The sequence below is a fragment of the Actinomadura graeca genome (assembly GCF_019175365.1).
Classification (GTDB): Bacteria; Actinomycetota; Actinomycetes; order Streptosporangiales; family Streptosporangiaceae; genus Spirillospora; species Spirillospora graeca.
The window spans coordinates 2402370-2426668 of the sequence record NZ_CP059572.1 but is presented as its reverse complement, the minus strand read 5'-3'; the positions used below and the strand labels follow the sequence as shown (position 1 = coordinate 2426668).

The window sequence follows — 24299 nt, the reverse complement described above, 5'->3', positions numbered from 1 at the left end:
GTGTCGATCGATCTGCCGCTGGCCGTGGACCGGGACGCCGGGGAGCCGATGAACGCCCAGCTCGTGGCGCAGTTGCGCGCGGCGATGCGGGAGGGGCGGCTGGCGTCGGGGGAGCGGCTGCCGGGCAGCCGGGCGCTGGCCGGGCTGCTCGGTGTGAGCCGGACGGTGGTGACGGAGGCGTACGAGCAGCTGTACGCGGAGGGCTGGCTGGAGGGGCGGCACGGTTCGGGGACGTACGTGACCGCCGGGGTCGCGGCCGATCCGGCGCCGATCGCCCGGCCGGTGCCCGAGGCGCGGCGGGCGGACGCGGCGGGGGCGCTGGACCTGCGCCCGGGGATCGCCTGGATCGGGGCCCTGGACACGCCCGCGTGGCGGCGGGCGTGGCGGCTGGCGGCGGGGATGCCGCCGCGGCAGCGGCAGGAGCCGCACGGGGTGGCCGAGCTGCGGGCGGCGCTCGCCGACTACATCCGGCGGAGCCGGGGGGTGACCTGCCCGGTGGAGCGGCTGCTGGTCACGCGGGGCGCGACGAACGGGCTGGACCTGCTGGCGGCGGCCGTCCTGCGGCCGGGCGACCGGGTGGGGGTGGAGGAGCCGGGGTATCCGCGGGCGCGGGAGGTGCTGGCGGGGCGCGGCGCGGTGCCGGTGCCGTGCCCGGTGGACGGGCACGGGCTGATCGTCGACGGGCTGCCGGACGGGCTGCGGCTGATCCACACGACGCCGTCGCACCAGTACCCGCTGGGCGGGGTGCTGCCGGTGCCGCGGCGCCAGGCGCTGCTGGCGTGGGCGCGGCGGACCGGGGCGCTGGTGGCGGAGGACGACTACGACGGGGAGTTCCGCTACGACGTGGCGCCGCTGCCGGCGCTGTACGACCTGGACCCGGACGTGGTGGTCTATCTGGGCACCACCGCGAAGATCCTCACCGCCGACATGGGGGTCGGCTGGCTGGTGGGCAGGCCGGACCTGGTGGCGGCGGTCGCGGCGCGGCGGGAGCAGCTGAACGACCGGACGGCGGTGGTGCCGCAGCACGCGCTCAGGCTGCTGCTGGAGCGGGGCGACCTGGACCGTCACGTCCGGCGGATGCGGGGGGAGTACGCGCGGCGGCGGGAAGTGGTCGTCCGGGTGCTGGACGGCCTGCCCCTGCGCGGCGAGACCGCCGGGTTGCACCTGGTGGTGGAGCTGCCCGGGGGCGTCGCCGAACGCGTGGTGGGTGAGGCGGCGGAGCGCGGCGTCCTGGTGGAGGCGATCGGCCGTGGCCTGGTGATCGGGTACGGGGCGGCGCCGGCCCTCGCGGACCTGCGGGAGGGCTGCGAGGTCGTCCGCGACCTCCTCAGCCGGACATGACGGACGAGCGGGACGCGAGCGGCGGGCGGTCGGGGCCGGGTGAGGAGTGGCCCGTGGCCTGCGCGGGACGCTGGCCCTGGGGCGTGTGGGCGGCGTCGCCGGCGCGGGTGCCGCGGGCGGCGAGCCGGGTGACGGTGGCCGGCTCGGGGATCGGGACGCGCGGCTTCGGGATGGGCGCGACGGGGGTGTCCGGGCCGGTGATGCGCCGGATGTCGATGGCGCCCGGGTCGGGACGGTCGACGACCGGGACCTGGGAGGCGCCGAAGTGGCCGCCGCGGGCCCAGTCCTTGCGGGCGCGGAGCGAGTGGTAGGACTGCGGGGAGGGCAGCGGCGGGCCCGCGGGCCAGCGGCGGTCGATGCCCCACGCGTCCAGCCAGCGGACGATCTGGTCCAGGCCGTTCAGGAGCATGCCGGTGAAGGGGACGCGGGCCTGGCCGACGACGGCGATCTGCAGGCAGGCGCGTCCTTCGCGGCCGACGTGGTCGCCGAGCAGGCGGGCGGCGCGGGTGGCGGGCAGGAGCTGGAGGATCTCGCCGGTGCCGGGGTGCCACACCAGGTGGGAGGGCCTCTCCTCCTTGACGAGATCGGCGGCGACCGACCGCCCCGACACGGTGCGGGGATCGGTTTCGCTGGCGAACCAGACGACCCGGGGGGCACCTCCCTGCAGTGCTCCTCCGTCCTGTCGTGCCGGCATGCGGCCGGCTCCCGGCAGCCATGCGTCTGCCACGGTGCGTCCCCCCCAATCGGGCGGCCTAGTCCCGAATGGTCTAGTCCTGTGTTCTCGCCCAGCGGGACACGTGGGTCCAGCTCGCCGTCATGGGCCGGTTATGACGGCTATCGACCTCCGTGGCAATGTGTGTCCACTCTGCTCGGCTGTCGTCGCAGAGGCGTACCCCGGCCGTCCTCCGAATCCACCTGGCGGCGGGCGATTCCTGGGCATTCATCATGCTCTTCGTCCGGTCTTGAGGGTGTTCGTGCAGGTCAGAGCCTAAACCGAAGATCGGTGGGATTCCCGCCGGACGACGGCCGGAAGTGGCCGGGCGATCACCGGCCCCCGGTCCCCGCGGAGGCAGGGGGCCGGGGGCCGGGAGGCGGACGAAGCCGCGTCTGGCAGGTACGTCAGCAGTAGGAGACGCCCACGGAGCCGCCGGGGGAGAAGGACACCGAGCCGCTCCGGCGCCCGAGGCACAGGGTGTTGGTCCGCTCCACACGCACCCGCGCGGAGCCGCCCGCCGGCAGGTGGCCGCCGCCGCCCGCGCTCAGGTCGCCGTACGTCCCGGTGACGCGCCAGTCCACCGGCCCGTCGACGGCGGTGACCGTGACGGTGCAGGCGTCGTCGGCGCCCATCCCGCATCCTTGGAGCGACAGGTGTCCGGGCGCGGGCGGACGGGGCGGCCTGCTGTCCGGTGGTTTCGGCGTCTTCGAAGGTGTCTTGGACGGGGTCTTGGACGGCGAGGGCGACTTCGACGGCGAGGGCGACTTCGACGGGGACGCCGACGACTCGGTGGGCAGCGGGTCGGTCGGCGTGGGGTCGGGGTCGCCGCCGCCGGACGGCTCGCCGCCGCCGCTGCCGCCCGGCACGGGCCGCTTCCCGGCATCGTCGGTCCGCGGCTCGCCGCCGAAGGCCGTCATCGCGCCGGCCAGGAGCACGGCGGCGGCGAGGGCCGCGGCGGCGGCGCCGATCAGCGGGCCGCGGCGGCGGGGGGCGCGCTCGCGGGCGCGCGAGGGGGCGGGCTCGTAGGGGAGCGGCCAGCCGTACTCGTCGAACGGCTCGGTCCAGGCGGCGATGGCGCGGCGGTTGTCGGCGCGGTCCGCGGCGGTCGCGGCGGTCAGCACGTCCAGCCGCAGGTCTGCGGGGATCGCGGCGATCGGCAGCACCGACAGCAGCCGGTCCGCGGGCAGCGGCGGGGTGTCGCGCGCGCCGCAGGCCGGGCAGCTCGCGACGTGCCGGACGAGCGACGACGACGTCTGCGGCGACAGCGGCCAGGACTCGGTCAGCGCGGAGACGCTGGGGCAGTCCTTCCAGTGGTTCTGCGCGATGAGGGACGCGTGCAGCGCGGCGGCGAGGTCCTCGCGGGCCTTCTCCACCAGCCGCAGGGTGTCCTCCAGCGGGATCCCGAACACGCCCGACAGATCGACCTCGTCCAGCTCGTGCCGGACCGACAGGTCGATCGCCTCGCGCTGCCTGCCGTTCAGCGCGGCCAGCGCGCTGTGCGCGAGCAGCCGGCGCTCCTCGCGGCGGGCGAGCTGCTCGGTGCTCAGGTCGTCCTCGGACTCCGGGGCCTCCTGGCCGACGTGCCGGTTCGGGCTGTCGCGGCGCCGCATGCACTCCTTGCGGGCGATGGCGTACAGCCAGCCGCGCAGCCGCTCCGGCTCCTGGAGCCGCTCGGCGTGCTCGCGGGCCGCGATGACGCAGTTCCGCAGCGCCCCCGCCGCCTCCACGCGGTCGCGCAGGAGACCGTGGCAGTAGTCGTAGAGGAACGGCGCGTAGGTGTCGTAGACCTCCGTCAGCGCGATGACGTCCCCGGCCCGCAGTGCCTCTGCCAGCCGCTGGTCGTCGGACCGTCCGGGCCCTGCCTCACCGGCCACGGGAATCCTCCAGGTGAAGTCGGTGTCGTTGAACGTGCCCCCGGAGAGCCGCCGACGCCTATCGGCCCGCTCTGGTTGCCCGATCTTGCCACCAAGTTCCTGGAATTTCTTCCCTCTGTGCCGATTTATGTGACCGAAGCGGTACGCCCCGTGGCCGTCTCGCCTCGTAGATCCGCGATTACACCGATGAATGTGATGTGGATCACTAATGATCTTCCGGGTCAGCCCTGCCCGTCCGAGTCGCACTGCAGTGTGATCGACGCGACACCGTTGGGGGAGAAGCTGACCGACCCCGTCCCGCCGCCCGCGGGGCACTGGCCCTGGAGCGTGACGGTGACGGTCGAGGTGGCGTTCTCGCCGAGCCGCCCGCCGCCACCGCCGACGCTGAGGTTGGGGGAGTGGCCCGTCACCGACCAGCGGACGGGGCCGCCGACGGCGCGCACGCTGAACGAGCAGCTGCCGGAGTTGACGATCGTGCAGCCGCCGACCGACAGCGTCCCGGTCCGGGTGCGGGTCGGGGTCGGGCTCGGCGGGCGGCTGGACGGCGTCCGGGTCCGCGTCGGGGTCGGCGTCGGGGTGGTGGGCGTCGGCGTGGGCGTCGGCGTGCTGCTGCTCTTGGTCGGGGTCGGTGACTCCGACGGGCTGGGGGACTCCTCCGGCTCCGACGGGTCGGGCGTGGACGCCGCGATCCCGGCGGGGCCCTTCGCCGCCGTCTCCTTCTTCGGCGAGCCGGGCATCAGGAAGAAGGCACCCGTGACGATGAGCATCACCGCGGCCGCGGCGGCGACGGCCGGCAGGAGCGCGCGCGGGGTGCGGCGCCGCGGGGCCTCGTCCGGGACCGGGGCCTCGGTGCCGACCGGCCAGCCCCAGGAGTCGAACGGCTCCGCGCGCTGCGCGATGCCCGCGAGATCGGGCGCCAGCGCCGGGTCGGTGGCGGTCGCCATCACGCGTCCGCGCAGGTCGGTCGGCATCATCGCGACCGGCAGCACCTGGAGCAGGCGCGCCGCGGAGACGCGCTCGCGGCGCGCGTGGCAGACCGCGCAGCCGCCGATGTGCTGGACGATCCGCTGGGTGACCGGCGGCGGGAGGGGGAGCTCGCCGTCGGCGGCGAGCACGGCCAGCTCGGCGCACTCGCCCCGGCCGGTGCGGGCGAGGAACGCGGCGGCGAGGGCGTCGTCGAGCCGGGCGCCGGCCTCCTCGGCCAGCGCGGTGGCCTCCCGCACGTCCATGCCGAGCACGCCGGCGATCTCCGTGGCGTCCAGGCCGTGCCGCAGCATCAGGTCGAGCGTCTCGCGCTCGCGGCCGCGCATGCCCGACAGCGCGCTGTGGACGAGCTGGCGGGCCTCAAGGCGGCGGACCCGCTCCGCCTCGTCGACGAAGCCGTCCTCGACCTCGGGGGCCTCGTGCCGCTCGGGCGGGCGCTCCGGGTCGCGCAGCCTGCGCAGGCACTCGTTGCGCACGAGCGTGTAGAGCCAGCCGCGGAACCGGTCGGGCTCACTCAGGACGGAGACGTGCGCGTACGCGGCGATGAGCGCGTCGTGCAGGGCGCGGGCGGCGGACTCCTGGTCGCGCAGGAGCGCGTGGCAGTAGTCGTAGAGGCGCGCCGCGTAGCGGTCCATCACCTGGATGAGGGCGCCAGGGTCGCCGGCGGCGAGCGACCGCGCGAGCCGTTCGTCATCGGCGCGGTCGAGGCTGGGCCAACCGGACACGAGGTCCTCCCGCGAGATCAGGATAGGCCGGGTCCGCCCGGCGGTCCGCCGGGTCCCGGCCTTTCGATGAGGGTCTCGCCCGGGGCCGGGGGTCGGCCTGCGCGCCCGGGGCGTTATGCACAAGGAGCTTCTCCCCGGCCTGGGGGCCGGTCGGTCAGCTCGGCGCCTTCTGGGGGCCGGTGGCCGCTCCCCGTCTCGGGCCGGGGAGGGAGCTTAGGTCGGAGGCCCGACGGCCCCGCTCCCCGTCGGGCCTCCACCTAGATTGACGATCGGATGAGTCGTGGGGTTGACACAGATCGCAGGAAAAATCGAGAAATTCGATACGTGTTCGGAAGATCACGAAGTGATGCGGCGGGACAGCATCTTGAGGAAGATCTTGGACACCTCCTGTGGTGTCATCGCGATCTGCACGTTTCCGTTGGTGGCCGCCGCGATCTGCTCCAGTTCGCCCCGGTCCACGCCCTTCCCGAACCCGATCATGTTGACCTGGATCGGCTTGTTCGGATCCTGCATGGCCTTGAGCTGCTTCAGCGTCTCCGCCAGGGACGGGCCGTCGGGATCGTCGTTCTTGCCGTCGGTCAGCAGCAGGATGGAGTTGCCGAACTCCGGCTTGTACGTCCTGTTCATCTGCCTGTACGCGGCGAGCATCGTCCGGTAGAGGCCGGTGTCGCCGTTCGGCTTCGGCTTCATCTGGTTCAGCATCGACAGGACGAGGTTGCGCCGCGTGTTCGACCCGACCCGCTCGCCGAGGGGACCGATCGACACCGTCTCCCGGTAGGGCTGCTTGCCCACCATGTCGGTCGAGAACAGCCACTGGCCGAGCTCGGTGTCGTTGGACATCATGCTGAGCCCGCCCTGCGAGACCTGCGCGATGGCCTGGAGCCGGTTCGTGCGCGGCCCGACCTCCTCGGCCATCGAGCCCGACACGTCGATCAGGGTGAGGATGCGCAGCCCGAGCGACAGCTTGGACCACGCCTGCATGACCTGCGCGACCTCGGCGCCCTTCGGCACGGGGAGCTGGCGCGGGCGCGCCGGGCTCACGCCCGCCTTCGGGCCGAACCCGCTCGGGGCCTTGCCGTCCGACGACCGGAACCCCGCGTCGCGGACGTCACCGCGCGTGCGCTCGGTGCCCATCGCCCGCTCCAGCATCCCGGCGGCCTTCTGCTTGTCGCCGTCGTCGCTGGTCACGGTGAAGGGATAGTCCAGCGACAGGGTGCCTTCGATCGGATACAGCGCCACCGCGGGCTCGGCCGGGCGGCCGCGGTTGTAGCTCCACAGCGCTTGCTCCGAGGACAGCGAGATCGGCTGCTTGCCCGGCCGGTCCTTGCGGAAGTGCGTGAACTCCTCCGGCACGGTCGGGACGGTGCTCTCCCGGACGGTCCGGACGATGCCCGTGAAGATCGACTCCCGGTTCGGGTCGTTCGCCAGCAGCGCGTTGGTGATCATCAGGGAGCCCATCCCGGCCGCGTTCCGCGTCGGGTCCGGCACGAGCAGCCGCACCGACCCGGCCGGGATCATCTGGTTCTTGGTCACCGCGCCGCCGGCGACACCGCCCGCGGCCTTCAGCAGGTTGTCCCAGGACGGGGTGGCGGTGACGCCCTGCTGCCTCAGCCGCCCGGCGAGCGTCTCGGGGAGGCCGACGACGATCGGGCTGGACGCCACGGACGTCTTCGTCGGCACGACCTTGCGGGCGTCGCCGCCCGATCCCTGGGCGAGCGCCGTCCACAGGGAGGAGTCGGGGATCCACACGTCCGGGCTGCGGTTGGAGGGGTTCGCCACGCCCTGCCCGGACAGCAGCGTCGCCACCGACGCCGGCTCGGCCCTGTGCACCTCCGCGCGGACACACCGGCCGCCGACCTCGTGCTTGCCGCCGTTGAAGCGTTCCGCGGCCTTGACGATGACCGGCTCGATGTCGGGCGCCGCCGCGACCGACAGGGTCAGCGCGCCGTCGCCGCCGCAGCCGCCGCCGCTCTCGGCGAACGCGTACACCCCGACGCCGAGCAGCAGTGCCAGGCCGACCGCGCCGGCCATCGGGCCGATCAGCGCGGCGGCGCTCCGCTTGCGCTTGCGCCGGCCGTGCCCGCCGGTGCCGTGCTCGCCTGTGCCATGCCCCCCGGACCCGCCGGACCCGCCGGACCCGCCCGGTCCTCCGGGGCCGCCTCCGCCGGATCCTCCGGCACCGGCCGCGCCACCGCCCTCCGAGGGCCCGGCGCGTCCGCCGAAGAAGCCGGTCGGGCCGCCGTCGGAGCTGCGGATGGAGTCGTACTCGCCGTATCCGGTCCCGGCCGACGAGAAGCCGGGGCCCCGGGCGGGGCCCTGCATGGGCGGCACCGGCGGCACGGCCGGATACGCCGAGGAGCCGGTCTGCCCGAACGTCCCGAAGCCGCCGGTGCCCGCCGGGCCGCTGTACTCACCGGACGGCGACCCGTAGACGGCCTCCTCGGACGAGTGCCGTGGCGTGAACCAGTGAGGCGTCTCACCGGAATCGGCCGCGGGGCCGCCCTGCGGTGCATAGGGCGCCGCGTAGGGGCCGGGCGGCGGGCCGGGGACGGGCGGCCCCTGCGGTGGTTCGGCATAGGCCGAGCGCTGGCTGTCACGTGTGGCGAACCAGTCGGACGACCCGTCGTTGGCAGGGCCGAAGACGGGTGTGCCGGGGTCGTGACCGTCGTCGTCCGCGCCGTCGGGGAAGTCATTGCGATGACGTCCGCTCATGGCTGCCTCGATTCACCAGAAACCCGCCGATGTTCCCCGGCACTGTAGTAGTACGAACCAGAGGTTACAAAGAACTCAAAACTGATGATGACGCAGGTCATGCGCTTATGTCCCGACAACCCCGGCATCTCGGGTTGCTGTGACGCCCCGCGATCGGAGCGGTACTTTACGGTACCGTGATGCGCCGCCGGGCCAATCATGATCCATTTCCTAGAATGGGGGGCATGGCCCGCCTGGTACCCGTCGCCGACCCCGCCGACCCCCGCCTTGCCGACTACGTCCGGCTCCGGGACGTGAACCTCCGCAAGAGCCTGGAGGCCGAGCACGGGCTGTTCGTCGCCGAGGGCGAGAAGGTGATCCGCCGCGCGGTCGCCGCCGGGCACCCCGTCCGCTCCCTCCTCATGGCCCGCCGGTGGGCCGGTCCGCTGTCGGACCTCCTGGACGGTCTGGACGTCCCCGTCTACATCGTCGACGACGCCACCATGGAGGGCCTGGTCGGCTTCCAGGTCCACCGCGGGGCCCTGGCGTCCCTGGAGCGGCTGCCGCTGCCCCAGGCCGGTGCGCTCGTCGCGGGCGCACGGCGCGTGCTGGTCCTGGAGGACCTCGTCGACCACGGCAACGTCGGCGCCATCTTCCGGTGCGCCGCCGCGCTCGGCGTCGACGCGGTCGTCCTGTCGCCGCGCTGCGCGGACCCCCTCTACCGCCGCTCCGTCAAGGTCTCGATGGGCGCGGTCTTCGCCATCCCCTACGCCCGCATGGACGACTGGCACGGCGGCCTCGCCGACCTCCGCGCCGCGGGCTTCACCCTCCTGGCGCTGACACCCGATCCGTCGGCCGTCCCCCTGGACAAGGCCCCCGCGGGCGAGAAGACCGCGCTGATGCTCGGCTCTGAGGGCGACGGGCTCTCCTCCCGCTGGCTGCACGAGGCGGACGAGGCCGTCCGCATCCCCATGAGTCCCGACGCCACCTCGGCGGGCGTGGACTCCCTCAACGTCGTCGCCGCTGCGGCGATCGCCTGTTACTCGCTCGTCCACACACCTCGCCTGTGACCACATGACCACATGACGCCGTCAGGCGCCGCGGCAGGGGTGCGGGCCGGCCGAGGTCACTTGGCGAAGGTGCCGCGCCTCGCGCGCCGGTGCGTGCCCTTCACCCGCCGTGCCCGCGCGGCCGCGGCGGAGCGGGGCGCGTCGCGGCGGCCGAGCCGCAGCTGCGTCATCAGCAGGAAGAACGCCACCATCAGCGCCGCGAGCCACGCGATCTGCGTGCTGGCCATCCGGTCGAACGTCAGCTCCTGCGCGACGGGCGACTTGTTGTTGCGCAGCCGGCTCGCCGGTGCGGCCGGCTGCGGGCTCGGCGCCACCGACGGGTTCGGCGCCGCGATCGGCGGCAGCGCCACCTGCGGGTTCTTCGGGTCGAACGAGGAGTTCGGCGCGGGCGGGACGTAGCCGCCGGGGTTCGCCGCGGGGCCGCCTCCGCCGGTGCCGCCGGTTCCGCCCGACCCGGACCCGCCGGTGCCGCCTCCGGACCCGCCGGAGCCCGACCCGCCCTTGTCCTTGCCGCTCTTGCCGTCCGATGGGCCCTCGCCCTTCCCGGGCGACAGCGTCGGCGTGGGCTTCGGCTTGGGCTTGTAGGTGACCTTCGCCGGCACGGGAAGGGACTTCGTCCCGGTCGCGCCGACCGTGACGGTGAGCGTCACCGTCAGCTTCTTCTTGACCGACTCCGGAACGAGGAGCGTCGAGATGACGGTGTCGCGCTCGCCGTCCTTCAGAGTCCCCACGGTGCAGGCGCTCATCGTGAACGGCTTCTTGCACTCGCCGCCCAGGACGGCCTTCGTGTTGTTGACCTGGATGCCCAGGACCTTGACGCCCGTCACGGTGCCGCCCTTGGCCGACACGTGCGTGTTCACCTGGACGCGCTCGCCGAGCGTCACGTCACTGTCGACGGGGTCCACGCTCACGATGAGCTTGCCCGGCGGATCCGCCGGCGGCGCGGTCGACGTCGAGGTCGGGGCGGGGGTGATGGTCGGGCTGGGCGACGTGGACGGGGACGCCGAGCCGTAGGCGATCGCGGAGCCGGAGCCCGCGGCGAGGACCGCGGCCGTGCCGATACCCAGCAGGATCGGTTTCGTCGCCGATCGATTGGCCACCGTCGCCGCACCTCCGCCGCATCGTCATTGAGCGCCTGAGCCCCGTTGACTTTACCCCGGGGTGTCCACACCGGAATCATGCGAACACGGATCAACCGGTCAAGGCAACCCCGGGGGGACCATCACGGCAGTCAGGCGAACTCCTCGCGCAGGTCCTCGATCTCCGAACCCGGAGCCCATGCCTGCCAGATCCCCTGGTCGATGCGCTCCAGGCCGAGACGCTCGGCCACCGGGGCGCGTCCACCGGAATACTCCACCCGAAACCAGGTTTCGTGCTCGCCCACAATGACGAACCTCTCGCCTCGCCATGTGCACGTCGTCCGGACGTAGCGTAGCTCCTCGACCTCCGACGCCGGAACGATGCGCCGGAACCGTCCCGGACGCAGTTCCTCGAACCCGTCGGTGACCTCGGGCGCGTACAGCCGGATCTCGCCGTCCGCGCCCGGGGCGGCCTCGAAGTCCCGCCCGAGCCAGCGCGCGACGTAGCCGTCCCGGATCACTGCGCCGCTCCCGTCCGCCCGTCGCGGCCGTCGGGACCGGCCGCCGCGTCGGGGCGCAGCCAGGCCAGCCTGTCGGGGTCGTACATGGCGATGAACCGCTCGGTCCGGTCCGAGCCGAGGTAGTACATCTCCGCACCGTAGGGGAGCCGGACGCTGTCCACCTTGTACTCGCGGATGGAACCGGCGCTGCCCGGCGCGAACCCCGTCCCGAGGAACGGCGGCCGCTCGATCACCCAACCGGCCTCGCCCCAGGTCGCCATCTCCTCCTCGTCCCGTCCGCCGAACGGGACCCTGTACAGGTCGGGGCAGTACGCGGGCCACCGGATCACGTAGACGCCCTCGTCTCCCGGTGCGAACGACGAATCCTCGTACAGCAGGCCCAGCGCCTCGTAGAGCTGCACGGGCGTCTGCAACTCGGCGACGTCGTTCGTCGGGTGGACGAACCCGCCGATCCGGTCATAGCCCTGCTCCAGGTACCAGCCGACATGGCCGTGCGGGACGACCTTCTGCATGATGGTCGGCTGCGCCACCCGGTCGGTCTCGAACTCGGTGAACGCGGCTGACGTCACCGCGTCGTGCACGCCGTCGTATGCGCTGTCGTGCACACCGTCGTGCACGCCGTTCTGCGCGGGCGGCGGCAGGGGCGTGGCGGCGGGCGACGGTCCGGGCCGTGGCTCGGGCCGTGCTTCGGCCGACGGCTCGGGCGGCAGCGGGGCCTCGGACCTGGGCTGGACGAGTCCGACGCGCGACGCCCACTCGCTCAGCTCCCGCACCTGGTCGCCGCGCAGGGAGGCCCCTATGCGCGTGCCGGGGTTGAGCAGCATCGCCCAGTCCTCCCGGGGCCACGCGCCGATCAGCTCCCGGAAGTCCGCGTACACGAACCGCGATTCCGGCAGCACCTCCCGCAGCCGCACCAGGGACGTGAAGACCTGCACGGACGACCCGTCCTGGAGCGCCGCCTCCCACCGGAACTCCCGCTGGACCGGCGTGACCTCCAGCGGCGCGTCCTGCGGGATGGGCACCAGCACGTTCGCGTTGAGCAGCACTCGCAGGAAGGAGTCGGAGTCCCCGCCCAGCGTGGCCTCGTACAGCTCCTGGTCGATGCGGTTACCGGGCTCGAAGTCGGGCTCCGCAGGACGCGGCCTCGGCGCGGGTACCGGCTCCGGGTCAGGGTCGGGAGCAGGGGCGTTCGCCCCGGCTCGGGGGCCGATCGATTCTGCTGCGGCGGACGGCAGCTCTGCCTCGGGCCGGGCGTCGGCCGCGGGCGGCACTTCGACGGCGCCCGCGGGCGGAATGTCCGCCGGGGGCGACTGTGCGGGCGGCACCGCGGCGGCGGACGGCACCTCGGCGGGCGAGGGGATCTGGCCGGGCGGCACCGCGGCGGACGCGGGGACCTGGCCGGGCGCGGGGATCTGGGCGGCGGGCTGGGGAACGGCGGGCCGGGGAGCGGCGTCCGGTGCCGGGACCTCCGCCACCGCAGGCGGGGGCGTCTCCGCCACGGCCGGTGCCGCCGCCGCGGGCTCCGGTACGTCCTCGGGCATGCCCTTGGACGGCCCGCTCAGCGCCCGCACCTGCGCGCCCGGCATGGCCGCGTCGATCGGCGTGCCGGGATTGAGGACCAGCGTCCAGTTCGCGTCCGGCCACGCCGACACCATCTCCAGCAGGCTCGGCATGACGAACCGCGACGACCCGATCGCCTCGTTCATCCACTTCAGCGACGTGAACAGCTGGATGCACACCTCGCCGTGGACGGCCACCGGCCGCCACGGGAAGTCCGCGTCGTCCGGGGCGATGCCCCAGGGCGTCTCCTGCTCGGCGGGGACGAGCACCTGCGCGCCGAGCAGCACCTTGAAGAAGGTGTCGGTGTCGCGCCGCAGCGCCGCGTCGAAGAGCCGCTGCTCCACGTCGTTCTGCGGTTCGAACCCTTCCGTCATCCGCTGCGCGGCGCGCTGGTCCGCCCACCGGGCGAGCCCCGGCAGCTGCTGGGCCAGGATCGTCCCGCCCGCCGGGGAGCCCGAGTTGATCGCCAGGACCCACTCGGGGTCGGGCCAGTACCGCAGCGCCACCGTGAACGGGAGCTTGATGTACTCGGTCCCCGCCCCGGCCGCCTCGACCAGCCGCTCCGCCGAGGTGAACACCGGCACGACCGTCGCGCCGTCCACCTCCCGCGTCTGCCAGGGGAACCCGCTGCGGCCAGGACGCAGCGTGTAGTCCATGTCCTCGGGCGTGGGCAGCAGCACCTCGGCGCCGGCCATGGTCTGCAGGAACAGGTCGTGGTCGTTGTTCGCCGCCGCGCGCAGCAGTTCCCGCTCGACCTCGTTGGCCGGCTGGAACGCCGGGCGGGGCTCCTCCCGCGCCAGCTCCCGGTGCTGCGCCTGCAACTCCTCCCAGCCGGAGTCGTCCGGCTCGGGCGCCGCCGCCGGCCCGGCCGGGTCGGCGTGCACCGCCGGTTCGGGGTGCACTGCTTGTTCGGGGTGCACTGCTTGTTCGGGGCGTGCGGCCTGCTCAGGCCGCACGGGCTGCACGGGCCGGTCGGGCTGCGTCGCCGGGCCTGCGGGGACCGTGTAGTCGCCGGACGGAAGGTCGGCCCGCGTCGTCAGCGCGTCCTGCGGCACGGGCCCGCTCTGGGCGGACGGCCCGCTCGGGGGCGGGCCGGTGGTCGCCGCCGTCCCGCTCTGCGCGGGCTCGGCCACGGATGGCGCCTCGGGTACGTCCTCTGCGGGCGGCCTCTCCTGCGGGGGCGTGCCGACCTGCGGGACGTGACCGGACGGCCCTGGGGTGTCCTGGGCCACGCGCTCGTCCTGGGCGGGGGCCGCGAGGTGGGGGAACGCGCCGCTCGTGGACGCGGGGCCGCCCAGCCCGGCGGCGCCGCCGTCCGCAGCGGGAACCTCCTGGGCGAGGTGATCGGTCCGCGTTCTCGACGGGTCCTGTGCAGGAGGGACGTCCTGGGATGGAATGACGGTCCGCGGATCGTGGGCCGCGTGCCGCGCGACGTCCTGCCGCACCCGCTCGGCCGCCTCGGCGTGCGCCCCGGGCGCGTCGGCCGCGGGCGCGTCGGGCGCGTCGGGCGCGGGCGCGTCGGCCGCGGGTGCGGGTGGGGGCATGAGCTCGGGGCGTCCGGCGCGGGGCGGGCGGACGTCGCCCTCGGCGACCTGGCGGACGAACCAGGCGGGCAGGCGCGCCTCGATCGGCAGGGGCCCGGCGGTGCCATGGCCCGGCGCGTCCTGGCCGGTGGCGTCGACGGCGAGCCACCAGCGCGCGTCGGGCCAGCTCTCGGCCAGGGCCGTGAAACGGAGCGTGAGGTAGTGCCGGTACGACGGCCCGAGGCAGGCGCGCATCGCCGAGGCCGAGGTGTAGGCCAGCACGTGGACGCGGCCGTCCTCCTCCCGGGTGGGCCAGGAGGGCTGGGCCTCGTTCGCCAGCACGCCGTCGACGAGCTCCGGCGGGACGGGGACCACGAGCTCGCTGTCGGCGAGGAGGCGGAAGAAGCCCTCCTGGTCCCCGGTCCGGACGCTCTCCTGAAGTCGGCGCTCCAAGTCCGACGTGGGTCGCCAGGCGTCGGCCACGGTCGGCACCCCCTGATTCCTGTCTTGCTTTCCCCGGCCCGCCGGAGCGGAACTGCCTACGCTACATGGGCGAAGAGGACCAATCGTCCGTGTCGGCGACTTCGCTGGCCAGACGGCCGAGCGCGGCGAGCAGACGGTCGATGTGCTCCTTGGTCGTCCCAAGACCGAAGCTGGCGCGGACGGCGGTGCCATCGCCCGCCGGGGTCCCGCCGCCCGCCTCGGTGCCGTTCACCGACAGCAGGTGCCTGACGAAAGGGTGCGCGCAGAACTTGCCGTCGCGGACGCCGATGCCGTGCCGTTCCGACAGGGCCAGGGCGACCTCGCGGGCGGGCACGCCGTCCACGGTGAAGGAGACGATGCCGACGCGGGGGCCGCGTCCCCACAGTGTGAGCTCGCGCACACCGGGGATGGCGGCGAGGCCCGAGCGCAGCCGGACCAGGAGGCGTTCCTCGTGCGCGGCGAGCGCGTCCCAGTGCGGGGTGAGGGCCTCGCAGGCGGCGGCGATGGCGATGGCGCCGAGGACGTTGGGGGTCCCCGCCTCGTGGCGCTGCTCGGCGGCGGGCGCCCAGCGGGTGCGGGACGCGGTGACGGACGCGCTGGCGCCCCCGCCCTTGAGGTAGGGGTCGGCGGCGCGCAGCCAGTCCGACCGCCCGGCGAGGACGCCCGCGCCGAACGGCGCGTACAGCTTGTGGCCGGAGAACGCGACGTAGTCCAGCCCGAGCGCGGTCATGTCGAGCCGCCGGTGCGGGACGAGCTGCGCGGCGTCCACGGCGATGCGGGCGCCGTGCCGGTGCGCGACCCGGGCGAGCTCGTGGACCGGCCACAGCTCGCCGGTGACGTTGGACGCGGCGGTGACGACGAGCAGCCGCGGCCCGGCGGGGGAGCCGGCGAGCGCGCGGTCGGCGAGCCCGATCGCCTCCGCGGGCGTCGCGGGGGCCGGGAGGCGGACCGCGCGCCGCCACGGCAGCAGGGACGCGTGGTGCTCGGTCTCGAACACCACGACCGTCGTGCCGCGCGGCACGGCGTGCGCGAGGAGGTTCATCGCGTCGGTGGTGTTGCGGGTGAAGACGACCGCCGCGCGCCGCCACGCGCCGAGGAAACCGCGGACGGTGTCGCGCGCCGCCTCGTAGGCGTCGGTCGTCACCTGCGAAGCGTGGCCCGCGCCGCGGTGGACGCTGCTGTAGTAGGGCAGTGCGCGGGTGACGGCCTCGTGCACCGCCTCCAGGCACGGGGCGCTCGCGGCGTAGTCGAGGTTGGCGTAGGGGACGCGGCGTCCGTCGGCGAGGGGGACGAGGGCGTCGGCTCCGATGACCTTCGGGCGAACCCGGACCCCGGGACCGTGCGTCACAGTGAGCGGGGAACGGACGGGGGCGAGCGTGGACATGCAGGACCTTTCCGGGTCAGGGACCCGGGGGACGGGTCCGCGCTTGCCGGGGCGCGGAGTCGCGCCCGGCCAGGTCCTCACCCGGGGCACCCCATCGCGGACGAAGGGTTGCCGGCCAGCAAGCCGGGGCTTTGCGCTGGCACTCATGACCTAGTGCGGAAGTATATGCGGAGCCTGTCGGGGATCAGAAGGGCCCGTCGGAAGTCGAGAGGGAGTGGGCGATGCGGTACGGGGTGGCCCGGGCGCTTGCGGGCGGTGTGGCGGCGCTCGGCGCGTCCGTCCTGCTGGGAGGGTGCGGGGTGCTGGGCGGAGGTGGCGGCACGGCCCAGGTGTGCGCGGACACCAGGAAGGCGTTCGAGCAGTACGTCACGCAGGTGCGGACCGTGTCGGCGGCCGAACCCGGCCAGTGGAGGCAGGCGACCGAGCAGCTGGCGGGACGCCTGGACGGGCTCGCCGGGAAGACCGGCGACGGCGACCTGAAGAAGGCGCTGACGGCGGAGGCGGTCCGGCTGCGCGCCGCCGCCACGGCCGTCGGCACGGGCGACGCCTCCCAGCTCAACACGGTGATCAGCGACACGCCCGCGCGGATCGGCAGGGCCTGCGACTGATCACGCGGACGGCCCGGCACGCCGAGGAGCCGGTGCGGAGGAGGGTCCGGCGCGCGGACGGCCCGGCGCGCGGAGGTGTTTCCGCGCGCCGGGCCGTCCGGCGTCAGCTTTCGGAGCGGGGGCGGGTCGGGAGACCGCCTCCTCCGGTGCCTCCTCCGCCGGTGCCGCCGCCTCCTCCGCCGGTCCCGCCGTCGTCCCCGTCGCCTCCGGGCTCGTCACCGCCGCCGGGCTCGCTCGGGCCGGTCGTGGGACCGCTGCTGGGCGGCGTGGGGTCGTCGGGGCCGTCGGGCTCCCCGGTCGGCGGGTCGCGCGGCGGCAGGGACGTGCGCGGAGGCTCCGTCCCGCCCGGCCTGCCATCGTACGGCGGCCCGTCGTAGCCGCCGGTCTGCACCGACGGCGAGCCGAAGGACTTGTGCTCGTACCCCTTGATGTTCACCGCGTCGCCCATGTACGCGTTCCAGATCTGCGCGGGGAGCTGGCCTCCGTACGCGCCGTATCCGGGGATGTTCAGCGGCTTGTTGTCGGTGCGGAACATCGCGACGGACGTCGCCATCTGCGGGATGAAGCCGTTGAACCAGATCGCGCGGCCGCCGTTGGTGGTGCCGGTCTTGCCCGCGACGTCGCGGCCGTCGGGCAGCTGCGCGGCGCGTCCGGTGCCGCTCTGCACGACCCGCTGCATGGCGTACGTCGCGTCGCGGGCGACCTGGGTGCTGAACGCCCGGTTGCCCTTCTCGGCGAACGTGCGCGCCTCGCCCTTGTCGTCGGTCACGGCCTTGACCACGAACGGGGTCCGGTGGACGCCCTCCGCCGCGAACGTCCCGTAGACCCCGGCCTGCTGGACGGGGTGCAGCGACACGACGCCGAGCGGGAACGTGGGCGCGGCCCGCTGCGCCGGGGTCATCTGGTCGGCGGGTATGCCCATCTTCTCCGCCATCTCGGCGATCCGCCGGGTGCCGATGTCCTGGCCGAGGTTGACGTAGGCGGTGTTGACCGAGTGCTCGGTGGCGGTGACGAGGTCCACCTGCCCGAAGCTCTCGCCGCTGTCGTTCTTGATCGCGGTGTTGTTGAAGTACTGCGGCGAGCTGCCGTCGTAGGTGCTCATCAGGCTCTTGCCGTCGTCCAGCGCGGCGGCCAGCGCGATCGGCTTGAAGCCGGACCCGACCTGCGCGGTGTCGTAGAAGGCGCTGCTGGCCATCTCGTCCAGGTAGTCGCGCCCGCCGTAGAAGGCGAGGACCTGCCCGGTGGACGGGTCGACCGACACGACCGCGGTCCGGATGCGCTTGCTCATCCCGTCCGGGGTGCTGGCGGTGACGGCCTGCTTCACCGCGTCCATCAGCCGCCTGTCGAACGTCGTGGTGATCTTCAGGCCGCTGCGGTTGATCTCGTCCTCGCTGTAGCCACGGCGCTCGACGAGCTCCTTCTTGGCCACGTTGACCATGTAGCCCTTCTGGCCCTTGAGGATGTCGGTGATCTTCTGCCTCACCGGGACGGGGAACCGCATCGCGGACGCGTCGGCCTGGGTGACCGCGCCGTCGCGCACCATGTTGGCGACGACCGCGCGCCACCGCTGCTCGGCGTAGGGCCGGTGCGCGCCGGTGGGGTCGGAGAAGTTGCTCGGCTGCTGGATCGCCGCGGCGAGGTAGGCGCCCTCCGCCGGGGTCAGTTCCGAGACGTCCTTGCCGTAGTACGCCTTGGCCGCGGCCTGCACCCCGTAGGCGTCGCGCCCGAAGTAGATGGTGTTGAGGTACTGCTCCAGGATCCAGTTCTTGGACTTCTCCCGGCCGACCTTCAGGGAGACCATGATCTCTTTGAGCTTGCGGGTGACGGACCGCTCCTTGCCGATGCCGCCGTAGTAGTTGCGGACCATCTGCTGGGTGATCGTGGACCCGCCCTGGAGCTGTTCCCCGGTCACCGTCGACCAGAACGCGCGCGTGGTGCCCTGCACGGACACGCCCGGGTCCTGGTAGAAGCTGCGGTTCTCCGCCGCGATGACCCCGTTCCGGACGCCCATGGGGATCTTGTCGAGGGTGACCGCGTCGCGGTTGACGCCCGTCTTGGCGATGAGCGTCTTGCCGTCGGAGTAGTAGAACGCGGGGCCCTGCGCGATGGCCTGCTCCTGCGGCGAGGGGACCGGCGTGAACAGGTAGGCGATCCCGAACGCGGCGATGCAGAAGCCGATGAACCCGAGCACGATGAACAGGAACCGCCGCGCGTACCGCGCCTTGCGGCTGCGCGGCTTCTTGCCGCCCCCGCCGCCCTTGCCCCGTCCGGCGGGCCCGCGCGGCGGCCGCCCGCCCGCTTCGCCGGCCGGCGTCTTCCCTCCGGTGGCCTTCACGGCTTTTGTATCGGGGGAGGGCGCCGACTGGTTCAGGCCCGCTTCGGTGACGTCCTTGTCGCCGTTCCGAGATCTGTCGTCTTCGCCGGAGAATTCCGATTCCTGGGGGGAATCGGTGCCGGGTCGCTCGGAATCGTCCGCGGTCAGCGTGGCGGTGGCCCGCCGCGCCGGGGTCTGCGACTCGGCCGTCTCGTCGTCCTCCGCCGATGCCGTGACCTGCTCGCCCGTGGTCTCGGTGGTCTCCGTGGCGGCCCCGCCGCCGTCCTCGGGCGGCCGCGCCGCCGAGTCGTCGCGATTCACTTCGCCCTGCCCGCGGGGCTCGTCGCCCTCCGGGCCCTTTCTGCCGATGCTCACAAGCCCCCCGTGATTAATGCGTTACCGACGATACCTGAGGGCGTCCATGCGTCGGGCGGGTCTCATTGAAGGCGGGCACGGCACACTCTCGGCCTCATCAATAGGAAGACGATCGATGCCGCCGTCAGGTTGACGTGACGCGCGTCGCACGGCCGGAAGGCGCTCCCGCACGCCGGGCTGTACGGCGGGCTGTACGCCGGGCTGTACGGCGGGCCGGACGCCGGGACGGGCCCGGACGTCGAGCGGCGGGGCGCCCCTACCGGACGCCCCGCCGCTCCCTCCACCCCGGTGCCGCCGCCGAGGCTTGACGGCGGCGGGGGTCACTTGGCCATCTTGGCCAGAATGTCCACGACGAACACGAGTGTGTCGTCACCCTTGATACCAGCCTGCGGGTTGCCGTTCTTGCCGTAGCCCTCGGCCGGCGGCAGCACGAGCATGACGCGGCTGCCGATCTTCGCGCCGGTGAGGCCCTTGTCGAAGCCGGGGACGGTGCCGCCGGTCCCGATCGGGAACTTCGCCGGCTGGCCCGACGTCCAGCTGGAGTCGAAGACCTTGCCGTTCTTCCAGATCTGCCCCTGGTAGTTGACGACCGCCTCGTCGCCCTTGGCCAGCGCCGGGCCGGTCCCCTCGACGAGGGTCTTGACCTGGAGCTTGGACGGCGCGTCCTCCTTGGGCATCGTGACCTTGGGGGCCTTGCCGGCGCCCTTGTCCTCGACCTTGGGGAGCTTCTTGTCGTCGAGCTTCTTCTCGGTGCCCTGCGGGGCGGCGTTCTTGTGGACGGTCGCCTGCACGTCCACGACGAACAGGACCGAGTCCTTGTTGCTGAGCCCGAGCTGCGTGCCCTGCTCGCCGAAGCCCATCGACGGCGGGATCTCCAGGACCACGCGGCTTCCCGCGGTCTGCCCGACCAGCCCCTTGTCCAGGCCCTTGACGCCGCTCTTGCCGACGACCAGCGGCCGGTCGGGCTGCCCCTGCTGCTGCTGGTAGGACGAGCCGAGCTGCTTGCTGGTGCTCTTGTCCTTGGAGTCGTCGGAGGTCTTCGCGGACCACTGGTAGAAGACGTACTTGACGAACATGGTGTCGCCGTCGGCGATGGCGGGGCCGTTGCCCTTGATCGCCGTGGTCACCTTGAGCTTGTCCGCCGGTTCGAGGCTCTTGGGGATCTTGACCTTGGGCTCGGCGGCGAACTTGCCGCTGACCGAGATGTCGGGGCCGGGGCGGGTCACCCAGTAGGCGGTGCCGCCGATGATGGCGGCGAGCGCGACGACCACCCCGGCGGTCGAGGCGATCCGGCGCTTGCGGGCCTGGGCCGCGGTCAGCCCGGACGGCCGGGACGGCCCGCTGCCGCGCCCGGCGCTGATGCCGTGGGGGGTGAACTCCGGGCTGCGGATGCTCTTGGCGTTCGGGATCTTCGCCTTCGCCTTGACCGCCGGCTCGCCGCGGGGCTTGTCATCCTCGGACATGTTTCCTCACTCGCTCCGGCTTCGACGACATCACGAACTGTGGCCACCCTTCCACCGCCGGTCTAAGCGCAGCGTGAAAACCGAGCAAAGTAGCCGACCCGCAATCTACCGGTCAAAACGATGGCCGGTGCCGGTCCGGGAGGGCACATGGCAGGGGAACGGGAGCCGCCAGGATACTGCCGCGGGGCGGCGGTCTCACGTCACCGCGGCCTGGCGGGGTGGCAGGCTGGGAGAATGCGTCTCGCGACATGGAACGTCAATTCGGTGAAGGCACGGCTGCCCCGCCTGCTGGCCTGGCTGGAAGAGGCGGGACCGGACGTCCTGTGCCTCCAGGAGACCAAGTGTCACGCGGGCGCCTTCCCTTCGGCAGAAATGGCGGAACTGGGCTATGAGACCGCGGCCCATGGCGATGGCCGCTGGAACGGCGTCGCGGTGCTCTCCAGAGTGGGCCTGGAGGACGTCTCACGGGGTTTCCCAGGCGAACCCGGCTACGGCGGCGAGGATGCGGACCTCGAAGCCGAGAAGACGGGTCAGGCCCGTCTCCCCGATCTGGCCGAGCCCGTCCTGCCAGGCCCTGAGGCCCGGGCCATAGGTGCCACATGTGGCGGGGTGCGCGTCTGGTCCCTTTACGCTCCGAACGGCCGCACCCCGGAATCGGCGCATTACTCCTACAAGCTCGACTGGTTCGCGGCCCTCCGGGCGGCGCTGGCGGAGGAACTGCGGCACGACCGCCCGCTCGTGGCCTGTGGCGACTACAACGTGGCGCCGACGGACGCCGACGTCTGGGACCCGTCCGCCTTCACGGGATCGACGCACGTCACCGTCCCCGAGCGGCAGGCCCTGGCCGACCTGCTGGACCTCGGTCTCCGCGACGTGGTCCCCACCCCGATGAAGGGCCCCCACCCCTATACCTACTGGGACTACCGGGCCGGGATGTTCCACAAGAACATGGGCATGCGCATCGATCTCTTCTACGCGAGCGAGCCGCTCGCCGGAAAGGTCCGCTCCGCCTATGTGGACCGTGAGGCGCGCAAGGGCAAGGGCCCGTCCGATCACGCGCCCGTGGTCGTCGACGTCGATCTCGGCTGACCGGGCAGGCGGGCCAGGAGACGGCGTTTGCCGCTCTTTGGGAGGTCGGCCTGCTCCAGGACGGCGGATCCGGCCGGGAGCAGCGACGCGGGCTCGCCCTCGGCCAGGCACCACTCGCCCGGAAGCGACGGGCGTGCGCTCCTGGCGTCCAGGGTGAACGCCTCCCAGGCGAGCAGCCCGCCGGGCATCACCGCCCGGGTGGCGGGCTCGAAGAGCGCGCGGTCCCAGTAGCCGGCGCACAGCACGAACGCGAAGGCGCCCGCCTCGGGCCGCCAGACCTCCAGATCGGCCTCCTCGGTACGGACGAGGCCGGAGACGCCGCGGCGCCGCGCCTCCTGGTCGAGGCGCCGCAGGGCGACGTCGGAGATGTCCACCGCGAGCACGTCGCGCCCATGCCGGGCGGCCAGCAGTGCGTTCCCGGACGGCCCCGACGCCAGATCGAGCATGGGGCCGTCCGGAAGCGCGAGCGACAGCGCGCGCGCCGTCAGCGGATGCGCCGTGAACGGCGCGTCCGCACCTCCCTCGTACTTGGTGTTCCACCGCGTCCGGTCCGTGTCGGCCACGCGCCGGACTCTACGCCCGCCCCTGCGGGCGCCCGCCGGGGCCGCTCAGCGGCGCTCGGCGATGAGCAGCATGAACATGGCCGTCGGGAAGCCCCGGCGCCACCACGGGTCGTTCGCCAGCTGGTCTTCCGTCGGGTGCGGCTCGCGCAGGTCGGCGATGACGAAACCGGCGTCTCGGAGCGTTCCAGAGTAGAATTCCAGCGGCCGGAGCCACGATGTGATCATCGCCGGTGACTCCAGGCCGTCCACCAGGAAGTGCTGGTCGATGCCGCGTGCGGCGAAGTACTGCGCCGCCGGGACGGCGTGCATGGCGCCCCGCTCGGAGTGCTCGACATAGAAACAGGGGTGCAGGGTGAGTATGATCAGCCGCCCCCCGGGTTTCAGCACCCGGCCGAACTCGACGATCGCGTCCGTCGGATCCGGCAGATGGCTGAACAGGTGGTTGCAGACGACCAGGTCGAACCCCTTGTCGTCCACGGGCATCGCGTCGACGCTCGCGCAGGTGAACGCCAGCGAGCCCCCGGACGCGTCCGCGTGGACGGCCCCCGCCGCGTCGACCAGGCTCCGGCAGGCGTCGACGCCGACGACGTCGGCGCCCCGCGAGGCCAGCGTGCGGGCGAGGTAGCCCTCGCCGCACCCGGCGTCCAGGACCCGCAGCCCCTCGCACGGGCCGACCGCGTCCAGGACGGCCGCGTCCGTGAGCTCGGTGCGGTACCGGTCCCGCCGCTCCCGAATGATCTTCACCCAGTAGTCGGCATTGGACTCCCATCTCTTGTGTGTCAGGTTCGCGAGTGCTCGCGCCGTGTTTTCCACCAGCTCCCCTCCCTCGGCATGGGGGTTCAAACCATGCCCTTGAGCCGCCTCACCAGTGCGTGGCAGGTTTCGCGGATTTTTCTGTCCTGGCAGTCGGCCCCGCGCAGTTCCAGCGTCAGGATCAGCTCTTTGAGCTTCCCGCCGAACGTGGGGTCGCGTTTCAGGGCCAGCGGGATGTACGTCGACGCCAGGTAGTACACATAGGCGTCGTTGTAGACGACGATCTCCCGCAAGACCTCTCGTGCCGTGTTGACGAGCACCAGGGAGCTGGGCAGTGTGAAGTCGGAGCTTAGTCGCCCATCGCGCGAGTAGGTGGGGAAGGCCCATTCCTCCAGGGCCGCGTACACCGGGGTGTTGTCGAGCTCCTTGCGGTATCTCTCGGCGAGTTCGAGGTCACCGGAGCTGATGAGGTAGCCCATGACGACGCCGCGCATCATGAACGCGGTCTGCCGGCCGGGCACCTCGAAGCCGAGGTCGGCCTCCAGCGCCCCGGTCACTTTGCTGACCTGGTGCGTGAGGACGTTCAGCGCCAGGATCGAATGGAACGAGTAGGTCTTGCGGTTCAGCCGGGGCGCCAGGTCGATCGACGACTCGTACAGCTTCTGCGGGTCGTCCAGCAGGCCCTCGCCGGGCTGGGTGGAGTAGAGGGCCGACAGTGCGCGGTCCTGCTCACGGCCCCAGAAGCGGGCGATGTAGGAGGAGGTCTTCTGGGTCGCCTCGCCGCGCATGATGTACAGCGCCGCCTCCAGGGCGTTCAGCAGGTGCTGCTGGGAGACGGTGGATTCCTCGAACGCCTTCAGGTCGACCGTGAGCCCCTCGGAGTGCAGGTCGGCCACGAGCCCGTCCCGGCGTTTGCGGACGGCGTGCGCCTTCGAGTACTCGGCGATTCCCGGTACCGACGACATGAGGCTCTGCAGGGATCTGCCGCTGACCCTGTCAAGCCATTCTGTGTTGTCCCAAAGTCGGAAAATGGTGCTCTCGTCCAGCCCGGAGAAGGCCGCGACGTCGGACATGTTGAGACCCATGTCCTTGGTGATTTCGGAGAGAGACCTCGGCTCGCCGTCCGTTGTCATGACTCGCCCTTGGACCTGGACTTGGTGGAAGTCCGATCCTAGCGAAGCCTC

General features: G+C 72.9%; 17 protein-coding genes and 1 riboswitch. Of the genes, 4 read left to right on the top strand and 13 right to left on the bottom strand.

Features of this window, described 5'->3' with window-relative positions; all coding sequences use genetic code 11:
* Window positions 1–1341 (top strand): MocR-like pyridoxine biosynthesis transcription factor PdxR, encoded by a 1341-nt coding sequence (pdxR, locus tag AGRA3207_RS10920; protein ID WP_338028268.1) that lies wholly within the window; start codon window positions 1–3, stop codon window positions 1339–1341.
* Here the strand turns inward: pdxR and AGRA3207_RS10915 are convergent.
* The 4 genes from AGRA3207_RS10915 to AGRA3207_RS10900 all read right to left on the bottom strand — a co-directional run bounded on the left by AGRA3207_RS10915 (window position 1328) and on the right by AGRA3207_RS10900 (window position 8351).
* Window positions 1328–2035: a hypothetical protein gene (locus AGRA3207_RS10915; RefSeq protein WP_231334476.1), complete on the bottom strand. Its 708-nt coding sequence runs from the start codon at window positions 2033–2035 to the stop codon at window positions 1328–1330. The genes pdxR and AGRA3207_RS10915 overlap by 14 nt on opposite strands.
* A gap of 425 nt (window positions 2036–2460) precedes the next feature.
* The gene (locus tag AGRA3207_RS10910; RefSeq protein WP_231334475.1) at window positions 2461–3930 is read right to left on the bottom strand and encodes an RNA polymerase sigma factor; all 1470 of its coding nucleotides are present in this window, start codon (window positions 3928–3930) and stop codon (window positions 2461–2463) included.
* 221 nt (window positions 3931–4151) lie between these two features.
* Window positions 4152–5639 carry an RNA polymerase sigma factor gene (locus AGRA3207_RS10905; RefSeq protein WP_231334474.1) on the bottom strand — a complete coding sequence of 496 codons (1488 nt, stop codon included), beginning with the start codon at window positions 5637–5639 and terminating at the stop codon, window positions 4152–4154.
* A gap of 336 nt (window positions 5640–5975) precedes the next feature.
* Window positions 5976–8351: a substrate-binding domain-containing protein gene (locus tag AGRA3207_RS10900; protein ID WP_231334473.1), complete on the bottom strand. Its 2376-nt coding sequence runs from the start codon at window positions 8349–8351 to the stop codon at window positions 5976–5978.
* Window positions 8352–8575: 224 nt separating this feature from the next.
* Here AGRA3207_RS10900 and AGRA3207_RS10895 point away from each other — a divergent pair, with 224 nt between their 5' ends.
* Window positions 8576–9400, top strand: coding sequence for a TrmH family RNA methyltransferase (locus AGRA3207_RS10895; RefSeq protein ID WP_231334472.1), 825 nt, complete (start codon window positions 8576–8578; stop codon window positions 9398–9400).
* 56 nt (window positions 9401–9456) lie between these two features.
* Here AGRA3207_RS10895 and AGRA3207_RS10890 read toward each other — a convergent pair whose 3' ends face one another.
* From AGRA3207_RS10890 to AGRA3207_RS10875, 4 genes are all read right to left on the bottom strand, one after another.
* Entirely contained in the window at window positions 9457–10500 is a 1044-nt protein-coding gene (locus tag AGRA3207_RS10890; protein WP_231334471.1) for a hypothetical protein, read from the bottom strand.
* 131 nt (window positions 10501–10631) lie between these two features.
* Entirely contained in the window at window positions 10632–11000 is a 369-nt protein-coding gene (locus AGRA3207_RS10885; RefSeq protein WP_231334470.1) for a hypothetical protein, read from the bottom strand.
* On the bottom strand, window positions 10997–14575 hold the full coding sequence (locus tag AGRA3207_RS10880; protein WP_231334469.1) for an SseB family protein: 3579 nt from the start codon (window positions 14573–14575) through the stop codon (window positions 10997–10999). The genes AGRA3207_RS10885 and AGRA3207_RS10880 overlap by 4 nt, the downstream gene beginning before the upstream one ends.
* 52 nt (window positions 14576–14627) lie before the next feature.
* A complete protein-coding gene (locus AGRA3207_RS10875) occupies window positions 14628–15950 on the bottom strand; it encodes an aminotransferase class V-fold PLP-dependent enzyme (RefSeq protein WP_231334468.1) in 1323 nt (440 codons plus the stop codon).
* A 34-nt stretch (window positions 15951–15984) separates the two neighbouring features.
* A riboswitch (SAM riboswitch) is annotated at window positions 15985–16101 on the bottom strand.
* A gap of 70 nt (window positions 16102–16171) precedes the next feature.
* Between AGRA3207_RS10875 and AGRA3207_RS10870 the strand changes: the two genes are divergently transcribed.
* Window positions 16172–16558: a hypothetical protein gene (locus AGRA3207_RS10870; RefSeq protein WP_231334467.1), complete on the top strand. Its 387-nt coding sequence runs from the start codon at window positions 16172–16174 to the stop codon at window positions 16556–16558.
* Between the two features lie 103 nt (window positions 16559–16661).
* On the opposite strand, the gene AGRA3207_RS10865 is transcribed toward AGRA3207_RS10870, so the two are convergent.
* Together AGRA3207_RS10865 and AGRA3207_RS10860 are read right to left on the bottom strand one after the other, a co-directional pair.
* Window positions 16662–19247 carry a transglycosylase domain-containing protein gene (locus AGRA3207_RS10865; RefSeq protein ID WP_231334466.1) on the bottom strand — a complete coding sequence of 862 codons (2586 nt, stop codon included), beginning with the start codon at window positions 19245–19247 and terminating at the stop codon, window positions 16662–16664.
* A 320-nt stretch (window positions 19248–19567) separates the two neighbouring features.
* Window positions 19568–20710: an FKBP-type peptidyl-prolyl cis-trans isomerase gene (locus AGRA3207_RS10860; protein WP_231334465.1), complete on the bottom strand. Its 1143-nt coding sequence runs from the start codon at window positions 20708–20710 to the stop codon at window positions 19568–19570.
* Window positions 20711–20944: 234 nt separating this feature from the next.
* Between AGRA3207_RS10860 and AGRA3207_RS10855 the strand changes: the two genes are divergently transcribed.
* Window positions 20945–21799, top strand: a complete 855-nt coding sequence (locus AGRA3207_RS10855) for an exodeoxyribonuclease III (RefSeq protein WP_231334464.1) — start codon at window positions 20945–20947, stop codon at window positions 21797–21799.
* On the opposite strand, the gene AGRA3207_RS10850 is transcribed toward AGRA3207_RS10855, so the two are convergent.
* From AGRA3207_RS10850 to AGRA3207_RS10840, 3 genes are read right to left on the bottom strand one after another with little or no spacing between them, the layout of a single operon-like run.
* Window positions 21763–22362 carry an SAM-dependent methyltransferase gene (locus tag AGRA3207_RS10850; protein ID WP_231334463.1) on the bottom strand — a complete coding sequence of 200 codons (600 nt, stop codon included), beginning with the start codon at window positions 22360–22362 and terminating at the stop codon, window positions 21763–21765. The two genes, AGRA3207_RS10855 and AGRA3207_RS10850, sit on opposite strands and share 37 nt — an antisense overlap.
* Window positions 22363–22407: 45 nt before the next feature.
* Window positions 22408–23175 (bottom strand): class I SAM-dependent methyltransferase, encoded by a 768-nt coding sequence (locus tag AGRA3207_RS10845; RefSeq protein ID WP_231334462.1) that lies wholly within the window; start codon window positions 23173–23175, stop codon window positions 22408–22410.
* Between the two features lie 26 nt (window positions 23176–23201).
* Window positions 23202–24188 carry a hypothetical protein gene (locus AGRA3207_RS10840; RefSeq protein WP_231334461.1) on the bottom strand — a complete coding sequence of 329 codons (987 nt, stop codon included), beginning with the start codon at window positions 24186–24188 and terminating at the stop codon, window positions 23202–23204.
* Window positions 24189–24299 lie beyond the last annotated feature (111 nt).